The following is a 12863-nucleotide window of genomic DNA, read 5'->3' on the forward strand; positions in this document are numbered from 1 at the left end:
GATGGTGGACCACCGGCTCAGCGAAGAGCACGAAGCCCTGCGCGAGAGCGTGCAGACCTTCGCCCGCAAGGAAGTCGCGCCGGTCATCGGCGACTACTACGAACGCGAGGAATTCCCGTACCCGCTGGTGCAGACCATGGGCCGGATGGGCCTGTTCGGGCTGCCGGTGCCGGAGGAGCACGGCGGCATGGGCGGCGACTACTTCGCGCTGTGCCTGGCCCTGGAGGAGCTCGCCCGGGTCGACTCGTCGGTCGCGATCACCCTGGAGGCCGGGGTTTCGCTGGGCGTCATGCCGATCTACCGGTTCGGCGACGACGAGCAGCGGCGCACCTGGCTGCCGCGGCTGGCGGCCGGGGAGATCCTCGGCGCGTTCGGCCTCACCGAGCCGGGCGGCGGCTCCGACGCGGGCAGCACCCGCACCACGGCGGTGCTCGACGGCGACGAGTGGGTGATCAACGGCTCGAAGGCGTTCATCACCAACTCCGGCACCGATCTCACCGGCCTCGTCACGGTCACCGCCGTCACCGGGCAGAAGCCCAACGGCGGCAAGGAGATCTCCACGATCATCGTGCCCGCGGGCACGCCCGGCTTCACCGTCGCGAAGAAGTACTCGAAGGTCGGCTGGAACGCCTCCGACACCCACGCGCTGTCCTTCGACGACTGCCGGGTGCCCGCCGCGAACCTGCTCGGCGAGCGCGGCCGCGGCTATGCCCAGTTCCTCGCCACGCTCACCGAGGGACGGGTCGCGATCGCCGCGGTCGGCGTCGGCCTCGCCCAGGGCTGCGTCGACGAATGCCTGCGCTACCTCGGCGAACGCGAGGCCTTCGGCCGGAAGATCGGCGAGTACCAGGCGATGCAGTTCAAGGTCGCCGACATGGAGCTGCGCGCGCACACCGCGCGCCTGGCCTACTACGACGCGGCGTCGCGGATGCTGCGCGGCGAGCCGTACAAGAAGCAGGCCGCGATCGCCAAGCTCGCCTCGTCGAACGCGGCGATGGACAACGCCCGGGACGCCACGCAGATCTTCGGCGGCTACGGCTTCATGAACGAAACCCCGGTCGGCCGCTTCTACCGGGACGCCAAGATCCTGGAGATCGGCGAAGGCACGAGCGAGGTCCAGCGCATGCTGATCGCCCGGGAGCTGGGCCTCCCGGCCTAGAGCCCGTTCCCAAGTCCGTCCCGCGCAGCGGGGCGGGCCGGGCGGCTGCGCCGATCAGCAGGGGCGCGGAGCCGGGAACGAAGACGGCCGGCGGAGGCTTCGGGGGGTTGCCTCCGCCGGCCGGAACGTCATCGGTCGGGGTTGTTCGGGTCGGGGGTCGGTTCGGTCGGGGGGTCAGCGGAACCGCTTCTGCGGCACGGTGATCTCGTCGGTCTCCTCGATGCCGGGGTAACCGGCCTGGTCGCCGTACTCGGGCAAGGGCCGGAAGTCCTGCTGCGTTTCCTCGCCGGGCCACACGTGGCCGTAGCCGTCCGGTGCCTGCCCGCCCGGGGCCTGCCCACCCGGCGCCTGGCCGGCCGGATCCTGCTCGGCCTCGACCACGGCCAGGTGCTGCATCACCCAGTCCCGGGCCAGCGCCGCCGGCGACGTGCCCTGCTTGACCGCGAGCTCCCGGAGGCGCTCGTTGGCCATCAGCGGCAGCCGCAGCTGGTAGACCTGGGAGCCGCCGAAGCGGCGTCCGGACCCGGTGGACTCGACGTTCTCCTCCGGGGCCAGCGCAGCCAGGTACGACTCGAACTCATGATCCGGTTCGGCCGGCTCGGCGGGCTTCTGCTGCCGCCTGCTGGTCTTCGTTCGTCCTAGAGCCACCGGCCCACGATAACGGTTGTGTTGCGACGAACGAATCGCTGTGAGCCCTCTCACTGACCCGGAAACGCGGAGGGCCCCCGCGCCAGGGGGAGTGCGCGGGGGCCGGAGGGGATCTCCACAGGTGCTGACCGGGGGTGTGTCAGCGCCCCGATTGTGACACGGCGCAGGTCGCGGTGGGGAGCCTTCGACGCATGATTCGTGCGTCCGGCACCTTCGGACGAGGGCCGGACGGCGGTCCTGCGCAATCATCCGAGGTGCTAGCGGCTCAGTTCGCGCTCGGCCAGTCCGTGATCGTGTAGCCGGCCTCGGTGATCGCCGCGGTCGCGGCTGCCAGCGTGAGCGGCTGGTCGCTGGTCACGGACACCTGCCCGCTCTCCGCCGAGACCTGCACGTCGCTGACGCCGGGAAGGTCCGAAAGCTCCTCGGTGACCGACCTGGCGCAGTGGCCGCACGTCATGCCACCCACGGTGAACGTCTGATTGCTCATGCGAGTTCCCTCCTGGCAGTTCCTGCCACGATCGGATGCGAATATCGCCGCAACTGTCTCGAACGTCCAGTGTGGACGGCCCAGGCGGGGGCGGCCCCGGCGGGTGCGGCGGGGCCAATATCCGAAGTGGATCGAGAATCGCCGAATAATTACTCTCCGTCGAAGGTAAATCACTCTCTGGGGGGCTGCGGCTGTTGACAACCTGTGGATAACCTGCGCCCGGAACCCGAGGCCGGGGAGGCGTCATGTACGGGTCGCTGGACGTACGGAAGTTCTTGTGGCAGCAGGACGACGGGACCTCGCGGCAGGCGTCCGCGGTGCCCGTGCCACGCGCCGGTGAGCCCTCGCGGATCTCGTCGGAGCAGGTGCACCGCGCCAGGATGGCGGTCGCCCGCGGTGCGGAGAACGCCGAGGACTGCAAGCTCCTGCTGGACATGCTGGGATTGGCACCGGACGATGACGGGCAGCCGCCGGTCGTCCGCTGACCGGGAGTCGGCTGCGCCGCCGCGCCGCGCTTCGGTGGATGCTCGTCGGGAGTCCTCCGGCGAGCCGGCACCGCGCCGCGCACGACGGGCGGACCGGCCGGATACGCGGTAACTTCCGGTGGCGTAGTTGATCATCCGTTCGTGGATCGCGTCGCTCGGGCGGCGGATCCCGGACGCCCTCTTCGTGCCGGAGTCGTGCCATGCCCCAGCAGCATCGGGCCAAGCTCACCCGCGGCGCCATCCTGGCCGCCGCGGCGGAGGAGTTCGACCTGATCGGCTACGAAGCCGCCACGCTGAGCTCGGTGCTGCGGCGCTCCGGCATCACCAAGGGCGCCTTCTACTTCCACTTCACGGCCAAGGAGGCGGTCGCCGAGGCGCTGGCCCGGCAGTACCTGCTGAACCTGACGGCGATGCGGCGGCGGTGGTCCGGCCGCAGCCTGGACCCGCTGTCGACGCTGGTCGGCCTGACCTCGGAGGCCGCCCGCAGGCTGGAGCGCGACGTCGTCCTGCGGGCCGGCATGCTGCTGGCCTGCAATCGGATCGGGGCGGAGTCCGACGGCTGGTACGAGGCGATCTGCGAGCTGGTGCTGAAGGCGACCGAGGCGGGACAACTGCGCCCGGGCGTCGATCCGGCGGAGGCGGCGCGGGTGCTCTACGCGGCGCTGGTGGGTGCGCACACGGTCGGCGACGAGCCCGAGGGGCTGGTCGATCGCTTCGAGGAGATCTGGCGCGTGGTGCTCGCCGGGGTCGCGCGGGACGGCTGGCACGCGGACGCCGAACTGACCGGCCAACTCTGAGGCCTGGATCACAAGATTTCGATTGATCCCGTTTGTCGGGTTCCGGCCTCCTGGACGTCCCCTGGGGGCTGCCAGGCGCCCGTTGCTGCGGTTGGGAAACGGTCCGCCATGATCGATGAAAATTGCAGGTAGAGCGGCTATTGTGAGGTTTCGGGCCGTGCTGGATCGGCGGCGATCGAGGGCTGCGCGCGGCTTAAGGGACCCCCCGTTGCGGGGCCCGTGAAGGGGTGTCGTAAGCTTTCATCACTGCCAACGGGGCGCCCCGAAAGGGGAAAGCCGGTTGGAGGCAAGGCCGGGTCGGTTTCGAATCGGCCAAGCCCCCATCGTCTAGCGGCCTAGGACGCCGCCCTTTCAAGGCGGTAGCGCGGGTTCGAATCCCGTTGGGGGTACGAACAACTGAAGATAGAGCATGGCCCAGTGGCGCAGTTGGTTAGCGCGCCGCCCTGTCACGGCGGAGGTCGCGGGTTCGAGTCCCGTCTGGGTCGCCAAGGCGAACGGCATTGAGCCGACGCTTCGGCCAGGTAGCTCAGTTGGTACGAGCGTCCGCCTGAAAAGCGGAAGGTCGGCGGTTCGACCCCGCCCCTGGCCACCGCTCGCAAGCTGTGAAAACAGCCCCCACCGGTTTCGGTGGGGGCTGTTTTGTCTCACTTGTCGTCTCAGCCCGTCCAGAAGTACGCGTTCAGCCGGTCGGCGAGGTCGCTTCGGAGGACGTCCGTCACGTGCTGGTGCTGCGGTCCAACTCCCGGTTCTAGCCGGGTGTCCCCTCGCTGCGCTCGTGCAGCGAAGACATCTGGGTGTCGAGTCCGGCAGCGGCCTCGGCAGCCGCCTTGAGCTCGGCGGCGAAGCTCTCCGGCACCTCGCCGCCGCTCTTGTAGAGCAGCTCGTGCTCGACTGCGGCCCAGAAGTCCATCGCGATGGTGCGCAGCTGGAGTTCGACGGCGACCAGCTCGGTGCGGTCGGACAGGTGCACCTGCACCTTGATGATCAGGTGCAGGCTGCGGTAGCCGTTCGGCTTCGGCGCTGCGATGTAGTCCTTGGTCTGCACGATCTCGATCTGGTGCTGTCGGATGAGATCGCGGAGGAGGTAGACGTCGGAGATGAACGGGCACACGACGCGCACGCCGGCGATGTCGGTGAGGTGTTCGCGGGCCGACACCGGGTCGATCGGCAGCCCGCGCCGGGCGAGCTTGGCCGCGATCGCCTCAAGGCTCTTGATCCGCGAGCTGATGTGCTCGATCGGATCGTGCTCGTGGGTGGAGTCGAACTCCTCGCTCCAGATCCGCAGCTTGGTCATGAGCTCGTCGACGCCGAACTTGTGCACCATCAGCAGGTCGTTGGTCCGGCGCATGAAGGCGAGGGCGTCTTCGCGGTCCATGTCGCTGAGCTGCTCGATGGCGCTGCGCTGCGGATAGGGCCAGCCGCGCGAGCCGCCACGCGGTGATCTGTCCCTGGGACCCATCCACGCTCCTCCCCTTGGCTACTCGGCTCCAGCCTAGGCTGCACCGGACGACCGAGCGTGCGCTCAGGCGCGGGGTGAGAGGACGAACACGCGGATCTCCCGATCTCCGGAGCGGCCCCGGTGACCAGTCTCGCAATGAACTTCGGCGAACGGACGAGCGCAGACCTGAAAAGCGGAAGGTCTGCGGTTCGACCCCGCCCCTGGCCACCGCGAAGACCAGTTCGCTTTGCGGCAGGTGGTCGCGGGCCGGTTGTTATTCTCGGCGACCTGATGTCTGCAACCCTCGTCGCCACGAATCTCGCCGCCGGCCACGGCAACCGCTCCCTGTTCACCGGGCTCGACCTCGTCGTCGCGCCCGGCGACGTGATCGGGCTCGTCGGAGCCAACGGGGCCGGAAAGTCCACGCTGCTGCGGCTCCTCGCCGGGCTCAACGAGCCGGAACAGGGTGAGCTGCGGCTCTCCCCGCCCACCGCGACCGTCGGATACCTGCCGCAGGAGCCCGACCGCAAGCCCGGGGAGACGGTGGCCCAGTTCCTCGCCCGGCGCACCGGCGTCGCCGCCGCGCAGCGCGCGATGGATGCGGCGGCGGAAGCCCTCGGGGAAGGCGTGCCCGGGGCGGACGACGCCTACGCCGCGAGCCTGGAGCGCTGGCTGAACCTGGGCGGCGCCGACCTGGACGAGCGCGCCGAAGGGGTCGCGGATTCGCTCGGCCTGATCGTCGAGCTCGACCAGGCCATGACCTCGCTGTCCGGCGGCCAGGCCGCCCGCGCGGGGCTCGCCTCGCTCCTGCTGTCCCGCTACGACGTGTTCCTCCTGGACGAGCCGACCAACGACCTCGACCTGGTCGGCCTCGAACTGCTGGAGGACTTCGTGCGCGGGCTGCGCGCCGGCACCGTCGTCGTCAGCCACGACCGCGAGTTCCTCACCCGCACCGTCAACAAGGTCCTCGAACTCGACCTCGCCCAGCAGCAGATCAACCTCTACGGCGGCGGCTACGATTCCTACCTGGAGGAACGTGAGGTCGCGCGCAGGCACGCGCGGGACTCGTACGAGGAGTACGCGGACAAGAAGTCCGGGCTGGAGGCGCGCGCCCGCATGCAGCGCGGGTGGATGGAGAAGGGCGTCAAGAACGCCCGCCGCAAGAACACCGACAACGACAAGGTCGGCCGCAAGTTCCGCTCTGAATCCACCGAGAAGCAGGCCGCCAAGGCGCGGCAGACCGAACGGCTCATCGAGCGGCTCGACGTCGTCGAGGAGCCGCGCAAGGAGTGGGAGCTGCGGATGGAGATCGCCGCGGCGCCCCGCTCCGGCGCGGTCGTCGCGACCCTCCGCGATGCGGAGGTGCGCCGCGGCGACTTCGCGTTCGGACCGGTGACGCTGCAGATCGACTGGGCGGACCGGGTCGCGATCACCGGGGCCAACGGCTCGGGCAAGTCGACGCTGCTCGGCGCGCTGCTCGGGCGGATCCAGCTGGACGCGGGAACCGCCGCGCTCGGCTCGGGCGTCGTGGTCGGCGAGGTCGACCAGGCCCGCGCGCTGTTCCACGGCTCGGAGTCGCTGCTCGACGCGTTCTGCGCGGCCGTGCCGGAAACCGAGACCGCCGAGGTCCGCACGTTGCTCGCCAAGTTCGGCCTCAAAGCCGATCACGTGCTGCGCTCGGCCGCCACGCTGTCGCCCGGCGAGCGCACGCGGGCCGCGCTGGCGCTGCTGCAGGGGCGAGGCGTCAACCTCCTGGTGCTGGACGAGCCGACCAACCACCTCGACCTGCCCGCGATCGAGCAGCTGGAGTCGGCGCTGGACTCCTACGGCGGCACGCTCCTGCTGGTCACCCACGACCGCCGGATGCTCGACGCGGTGCGCACCAACCGCCGCCTGGAGATGGCGGGCGGGAAGCTCACCGAGCTCGAGGGGTGAGGGTTCGCCTGCTCGCCCGGTGCTCGTCGTCCCGATGTCGTACCCGGCCGATAGCTTGATCAACGGAGTCGGCATCGGGAAGGGATTGGGATGAGCGCGATCCGAGAGGCTTATCTGCAGGCAGCCGCATCGGCCGCGGCGGTGCTGGGTGATCCGGCGGTCGCGGCCGCGTGGGACCGGCCCAGCGCCCTGGCGGAGTTCAGCGTTCGCGGGCTGGCCGGGCACCTGGCGTCGCAGGTCCTGTTCGTTCCTCGGGTGCTCGCCGCCGCCGAGCCGGAAGAAGAGCCAGTGCCGCTCCTCGGGTACTACGCGAAGAGCGAGTGGATCGGCGCCGACGTCAACGCGGAGGTCAACGTCCGGCTCCGGGAAATGGGCGAGGGTCTCGCGACAGAGGGGGCCGCGGCGCTGGTCGCCGAGGTCGACTCGGTCGTTCGGGATCTTCGTTCGGCCCTGCCCGCCACGCCGGCGGACCGGGCGGTCGCGTTCTCCCGGCGGGTGCTGCGCATCGACGACTTCCTGATCACCCGGATGATGGAGATCGCGGTGCACTCCGACGACCTGGCGTCGAGCGTGGGCATCGCCACGCCGGAGCTGCCGCCGGAGGTTTACGACCACGTGCTCGCGCTGCTCTCGCAGCTCGCAGTGCGGCGGCACGGGCAGACGGCCGTGCTGCGGGCGCTGAGCCGGGCCGAGCGCGCACCTGCCACGATCGCCGCGATCTGACCGCGGCCCGGCCGGGCTCCGGGGCGTGGAAGGATCGGCGCATGCCGGACAACGAGGAGCCAGACCTGGCGGGCGGCCCCAACGCGCTGTGCTTCACCTGCGGCGGACTCCGCAAGCTCAGCGAGCCGCGGATCTACGTCGTGCAGGCCACCGAGGACATGCAGACCGGCATGACCATGGCGGAATGGCGGACCTGCCCGCAGTGCGGTGGCAAGGGCCACCTCTCCGGCCTCCACCCCCCGGCCTGACAGCGCCTGTTTCCAGACTCACCTCGCGTGGCGGTTCCCTGCGGGAGTTGCAGAGCCATTCTCGCTGTGGGCTCCCCGACCTCATGAATGCCAGTCGGGACTGTCCTCGGGAGAAGGCCCCTGAGAACCCGCAGTGGGCAAGCGGCGAGAGTGGGCCGGGCGGCTGCGCCGCTTCAGACGACAACCCGCCCTGCCGCGCACCACATCTGAACAGCCCTGATGGCTCTGAGACGTAGGGACGCCCCCGCGCTCAACCGGCCTGGGGGTTACCGGGAGTGCGGGGGCGTCAAGGTCCACCCCTGGGGGTCAGGTGGACGGCGTCCATGCTACTTCGTGGTATCCGAGATGTCTCTAGGGGCAGAGATCTTTTTTCTCCCGGACCGCCGCGAAGCGGAGGAAGAACTGGGTCAGCGGCCCGATGGCCAACGCGTAGAGCACGGTGCCGACGCCCACAGTGCCGCCCAGCAGCCATCCGGCGGCGAGGACGCTGAGCTCGATCGCGGTGCGGACAAGGCGCACCGACCAGCCGGTGCGGGCGTGCAGGCCGGTCATCAGGCCGTCCCGCGGGCCCGGGCCGAGCCGCGCGCCGACGTACACCGCCGTCGCGATGCCGTTGAGCACGATGGCCGCGACCATCAGCGAGATTTGCCCCGGTAGCGCGTCGACCGGTGGTGTCACGGCGAGTGTGATGTCCACCGCGAACGCGATGACCACCACGTTGGCGACCGTGCCGATGCCGGGCCGCTGCCGCAACGGAAGCCAGGCGAGCAGCACCGCCACGCCGGTCAGCGCGGTGACCGCCCCGAAGCTCCAGCCGAGCCGCTCGGACAGGCCCTCGTGCAGGACGTCCCACGGGTCGAGGCCGAGCTGGGCCCGCACCATGAACCCCATGCTGGCGCCGAAGAGCGCCAGGCCGCCGAAGAGCTGCCCGAACCGGAGCAGCGGCCGGGTGCGGATCGGTAGCGGGGAGAGATCCACTAGTGCCGATTTCGACGCCATGTGGACTTTCTAGCCTGTGATTGGACTTAAAGTCGATAGCCAGTTGAACTATATTGGTCACATGTCCTTCACTCCGTCCGCGCACATCCACGGCCACAAGCTCGTCGAGTTGCTCGGTTCCTGGCACGGCACGGCGCGCCCGTCCTCCCAGGCGTTGGCCGCGGCGCTGCGGCAGCTGGCGTTGGACGGGCGACTGCCGCCGGGCACCAAGCTGCCCGCAGAACGCGACCTCGCCGACGCCCTCGGGGTCAGCCGGACGCTGGTCGCGCGCACGCTTGACCGGCTGCGCGAAGAAGGTTTCGCGGCCAGTCGGCGCGGCGCCGGGTCGTGGGTGAAGCTGCCGGACCGGGAACGCGACAACGAATCCCACGGCGGGTGGTTCCCGGCCGCGGACAGCGAGGTGCTGAACCTCGCGCAGGCCACGCCGAGCGCGCCGCCGGAGCTGTGCGCCGCGGTGGATCAGGCGCGGCTGCGGTTCGCCGAGCAGCTGTCCGGCCACGGCTACCAGCCGCACGGGCTGCCGGAGCTGCGCGAACGGATCGCCGAGCGCTACGCGAAGCGGGGACTACCGACCAACCCGGATCAAATCCTCGTCACCAGTGGCGCGCAGCACGGCTTCGCCCTCCTGCTCCGGATGCTGGTGTCGCCAGGCGAGCGGGTGCTCGTGGAGCACCCGACGTACCCGAACGCGCTGGAGGCGATCCGCGGGCTCAACGTCGCCCCGGTGGCGGTGCCGATGGTCGAGGAAGGCTGGGACCTGGAGTTGCTGGCCGCGAGCCTGCGGCAGACCTCGCCGAGGTTGGCGTACCTGATCCCGGACTTCCACAACCCGACCGGAATCCGGCTGGATGCGGACGGCCGGGCGCGGCTCGCCCGGGAGCTGGCGCGCACCTGCACCACTGCGGTCATCGACGAGACGCTCGCCGAGATCGACCTGACCGGCGACCAGGCGCCGCTGCCGATGGCCTCGTTCACCGATCGGGCGCTGCTGGTCGGGTCGGCGAGCAAGTCGTTCTGGGGCGGGCTCCGGCTCGGCTGGATCCGGGCGTCCGAAGACTTCGTGCAGCGCGCGGTGGTCGGCCGCGCCGCCGTGGACCTCGGCAGCCCGATTCTCGAACAGCTGGTGCTGGCGGAGCTGCTGCGGGACGCCGACCGGCTGCTGGAGCGTCGGCGCGCCGAGTCGATCGAGCGCCGCGACCACCTCATCGCGGCCCTGCGCGAACACCTGCCGCACTGGCGCTTCCGCGTTCCGGACGGTGGCCTTTCGCTGTGGTGCGACATCGGCGCGCCAGTCAGCAGCAGGCTCTCGGTGGCTGCGGAGCAGCACGGCGTGCGGGTGGCGCCGGGGGTGCGCTTCTCGGTGCACGGTTCGCTGGAGCGCTGGATGCGCGTCCCGTACACGTTGCCGGGCGATCAGCTGGAAGAGGCGATCCGCCGTCTCGCGACGGCGTCGTCGTCGATGCCGGACGGGCCCGGCCCGACCGCCCTGACGGCGCCGCTCGCCTGAACGGCTGACCGCCCGTCGGCACGGCCCCTCGTCGTGCCGACGGACGGTTCGTGCCGCCCCGGTGCCGCAGGGGCATTGCGGCACCGGGGCTCCGGGGGCCCAGTCCTCGGTTTTCCGGCAGGTCACCGACTTTGCCGGGGATAGGCCGGGGCGCCCCGATTCCGATCCGGCCGGGCGCAGACGGCCGGCTCGGAGCTGGTGGGTGCGAACGTTTCCCCAGGATTGCCGCCGGAGCGGCTCGGTGCAGCGTCAGTCGGGCGACGTCGATGGTTCGAATGACGGGACGCCGGTCGCCGGCCGGTCTTCCGGGTGGGCGACGCCGGCGCTCGCCGATCCGACCTGGTCGGGTCCGGTCGGCAGGATCGCCAGCTGACCTCGCAGCCCGCCGCCCCAGGAGGTCGTTCCTGCGGACAGCGACGTGGCCGGTGCCGGGGGCGCCGGTGATTCCGGCGCCGGGCTGGTCGGTGGCGTGATGCGGGACGGGGAAGGCGCGTCCGGGGCCCGGGGCTCCGGGAGGGTCCGGGCGGCCGTGGTGGGTACCGGCGACCGCTTCGGCAGCGGAGCCGCCCGGTCGCCGGTGGCCGGCGCGGCGGCGTGCTGGTGCGGTGGTGGCGCGAACACCGCCGGAGCCGGTGGGACGTCATCGGGGTCGTCGGCGATGGCGGTGGGCCGGTCGGTTTCGCCGATCGGCGAAACCGGGCGGTCGATTCGGGGTGGTTCGATCGCGGGCGCTGCCGGTTCGGTCGGTTCGACCACGGGCCGCGCAACCGGATCGAGCTCGGCTTCGGGCTTCGCCACCGCGTCGACGACGGCGTGCTCCACCTCGATCAGGGGCGGATCGAGCTCGACGGCATCGGCGGCGCTGGTGGTGCCGAGCCACCCGCCGATGCCCAGGCCGCCGATGAACACCGCCCGCGTCGCGAGCGCGCGGAGCCGCGACCAGGGACTGCGCTGCGCGCAGGCTCCCGTCACGGTCACCACCGCCTGTCGGTCGGGTCCGCGCGGCCGGGCGCGGCGCTGGCGTCGGGTGCGCCGGGGTGATCGGCGCGGTACGAGCATTCAACCACCTGAGGTGGCGGTTTCGGGGCACCGACCGCGACGAGTGCGGCGGTCGTACTCGCATTCTCCACGGAATCGGGCGACTGGCAAAGATCTCCGGCGGCGTCGTCCGGGTGAGGTCGGCGGCGGGCGGCGGCGTGTCCGCAGTGGACAGATCGGGTGCCCGGCACAGTGTCCGTTGTGGATCAAGGGCGTGAAATCCGGTTGAGCATCGGTGAACTCCAAGAGTTCTGGGCTTCCCACGGGCACGATCTGCTGCTGCACGATCCCGGCGGTAGCGGTGAATGCCTGGTTCGGCGGGGCGAGCTCATCGCTCCGGCGAGCGTCCTGGATCCGGTGCTCGAGCGGTACCGCCGATGGGTCGACGACGTGCAGCACGACGACGATCTGCTGCTGGCCAGGGTGCGGTTGCGGGGCGCGGAGCGGGATCGGTGCGTCGATCTCGCCCGGGAGGCCGGTGTCGCCGCCAACCACGTGCACTTCGGCTGCTCGATCATGTACGGGATGCCTGTCATGTGGGGAACCGGGGCGGATGCGCAGGCTGGCCCGCCGCTTCCGGAACCGCCCGCGAGACAGTGGGATCCGCTGGTCGTGGTCGGGGTGCTGGACACCGGGTGCGACCCGCACCCGTGGTTCCGGGACCGGCCGTGGTTCGAGGCCGTGCCGGAGGAGCTGGACGCCGACGGCGACGCGGGTCAGGACCGCCAGGCCGGGCACGGCACGTTCGTCAGCGGCGTGGTGCTGCAACACGCGCCGGGCGCGGTGATCCGGGCGCGTCGGGTGCTTTCGTCGCTCGGGTTCACCGATGACTGCACCGTCGCGACCGGGCTTCGTTCGTTGCGGCGGTCGGCCGAAGCGCGCGGCGAACGCATCGGTGTCGTCGTGCTGACCGCCGGCTGTCACACCGCGGACGATGAGTGCCCGCCGATCCTGCGCGAGGAGCTGCGCAACTGGCCGGGCACGGTCGTTGTCGCCGCCGCTGGGAACCACGCGCAGACCAGGCCGTTCTGGCCCGCGGCGTTGCCTTCGGTGGTCGCGGTGGCGGCGACCGGGGCCGACGGCGCGGTCGCCGGGTTCTCCAATTCCGGGCCGTGGGTCGACGCCGCCGCGCCCGGGGTGGACGTGGCGAGCAGCTTCGTGCGGATGGCTCCCGGCGGCGATCGTCGATTCGGCTACGCGCGCTGGAGCGGGACGTCGTTCGCCGCGCCGCAGGTGGCCGCCGCCGCTGCGAACGCGTTGCGGGACGGCCTGAATCCGAACGAGGCACGCGATCTTGCTCGTCGGCGTTACCCGTTCGAGCGGTAATCGGCGCGAAGTGAATCTAGGAGCACCTCTGCTTCCTCTTATTACGCGGGAGGACGAAGATCGCCGAACGGGG

At 70.9% G+C, this 12863-nt stretch carries 13 protein-coding genes and 3 tRNA genes; 11 read left to right on the forward strand and 5 right to left on the reverse strand.

The window, feature by feature from the left end; all coding sequences use genetic code 11:
- Position 1: 1 nt before the first annotated feature.
- Entirely contained in the window at positions 2–1159 is a 1158-nt protein-coding gene (locus tag BLW84_RS24540) for an acyl-CoA dehydrogenase family protein (RefSeq protein WP_093269344.1), read from the forward strand.
- Positions 1160–1333: 174 nt separating this feature from the next.
- Here the strand turns inward: BLW84_RS24540 and BLW84_RS49280 are convergent, their stop codons facing one another.
- Both BLW84_RS49280 and BLW84_RS24550 read right to left on the reverse strand, forming a co-directional pair.
- Positions 1334–1807, reverse strand: a complete 474-nt coding sequence (locus tag BLW84_RS49280; protein WP_093269347.1) for a hypothetical protein — start codon at positions 1805–1807, stop codon at positions 1334–1336.
- Positions 1808–2072: 265 nt separating this feature from the next.
- Positions 2073–2294 carry a heavy-metal-associated domain-containing protein gene (locus tag BLW84_RS24550; protein WP_093269349.1) on the reverse strand — a complete coding sequence of 74 codons (222 nt, stop codon included), beginning with the start codon at positions 2292–2294 and terminating at the stop codon, positions 2073–2075.
- Positions 2295–2539: 245 nt separating this feature from the next.
- On the opposite strand from BLW84_RS24550, the gene BLW84_RS24555 reads away from it, so the two are divergent.
- The 5 genes from BLW84_RS24555 (at position 2540) to BLW84_RS24575 (ending at position 4165) form a co-directional block, all read left to right on the forward strand.
- On the forward strand, positions 2540–2779 hold the full coding sequence (locus BLW84_RS24555) for a hypothetical protein (protein ID WP_093269352.1): 240 nt from the start codon (positions 2540–2542) through the stop codon (positions 2777–2779).
- Between the two features lie 200 nt (positions 2780–2979).
- Positions 2980–3576, forward strand: coding sequence for a ScbR family autoregulator-binding transcription factor (locus BLW84_RS24560; protein WP_093269355.1), 597 nt, complete (start codon positions 2980–2982; stop codon positions 3574–3576).
- A gap of 316 nt (positions 3577–3892) precedes the next feature.
- Positions 3893–3965 (forward strand) — tRNA-Glu (locus BLW84_RS24565).
- Positions 3966–3987: 22 nt separating this feature from the next.
- Positions 3988–4064: transfer RNA gene (locus BLW84_RS24570), tRNA-Asp, on the forward strand.
- 27 nt (positions 4065–4091) lie between these two features.
- A tRNA-Phe gene (locus tag BLW84_RS24575) sits at positions 4092–4165 on the forward strand.
- 159 nt (positions 4166–4324) lie between these two features.
- Here BLW84_RS24575 and BLW84_RS24580 read toward each other — a convergent pair.
- Positions 4325–5035: a GTP pyrophosphokinase gene (locus BLW84_RS24580; protein WP_093269358.1), complete on the reverse strand. Its 711-nt coding sequence runs from the start codon at positions 5033–5035 to the stop codon at positions 4325–4327.
- Positions 5036–5305: 270 nt separating this feature from the next.
- Between BLW84_RS24580 and BLW84_RS24585 the strand changes: the two genes are divergently transcribed.
- The 3 genes from BLW84_RS24585 (at position 5306) to BLW84_RS24595 (ending at position 7920) form a co-directional block, all read left to right on the forward strand.
- Entirely contained in the window at positions 5306–6949 is a 1644-nt protein-coding gene (locus BLW84_RS24585; RefSeq protein WP_093269361.1) for an ABC-F family ATP-binding cassette domain-containing protein, read from the forward strand.
- Between the two features lie 90 nt (positions 6950–7039).
- Positions 7040–7672, forward strand: coding sequence for a maleylpyruvate isomerase N-terminal domain-containing protein (locus tag BLW84_RS24590; protein WP_093269364.1), 633 nt, complete (start codon positions 7040–7042; stop codon positions 7670–7672).
- 41 nt (positions 7673–7713) lie between these two features.
- On the forward strand, positions 7714–7920 hold the full coding sequence (locus tag BLW84_RS24595) for a hypothetical protein (protein WP_093269367.1): 207 nt from the start codon (positions 7714–7716) through the stop codon (positions 7918–7920).
- Between the two features lie 351 nt (positions 7921–8271).
- Here BLW84_RS24595 and yczE read toward each other — a convergent pair whose 3' ends face one another.
- Complete coding sequence (gene yczE, locus BLW84_RS47640) at positions 8272–8919, reverse strand: membrane protein YczE (RefSeq protein ID WP_177226667.1); 648 nt, start codon at positions 8917–8919, stop codon at positions 8272–8274.
- A 61-nt stretch (positions 8920–8980) separates the two neighbouring features.
- Between yczE and yczR the strand changes: the two genes are divergently transcribed.
- Entirely contained in the window at positions 8981–10426 is a 1446-nt protein-coding gene (gene yczR, locus BLW84_RS24605) for a MocR-like transcription factor YczR (protein WP_093269370.1), read from the forward strand.
- A gap of 249 nt (positions 10427–10675) precedes the next feature.
- Here yczR and BLW84_RS24610 read toward each other — a convergent pair whose 3' ends face one another.
- Positions 10676–11398, reverse strand: coding sequence for a hypothetical protein (locus BLW84_RS24610; protein WP_143061094.1), 723 nt, complete (start codon positions 11396–11398; stop codon positions 10676–10678).
- Positions 11399–11665: 267 nt separating this feature from the next.
- Between BLW84_RS24610 and BLW84_RS24615 the strand changes: the two genes are divergently transcribed.
- Entirely contained in the window at positions 11666–12790 is a 1125-nt protein-coding gene (locus BLW84_RS24615) for a S8 family peptidase (protein WP_245761349.1), read from the forward strand.
- Positions 12791–12863: the final 73 nt, after the last annotated feature.

Source organism: Saccharopolyspora shandongensis, from assembly GCF_900106995.1.
Taxonomy (GTDB): domain Bacteria; phylum Actinomycetota; class Actinomycetes; order Mycobacteriales; family Pseudonocardiaceae; genus Saccharopolyspora; species Saccharopolyspora shandongensis.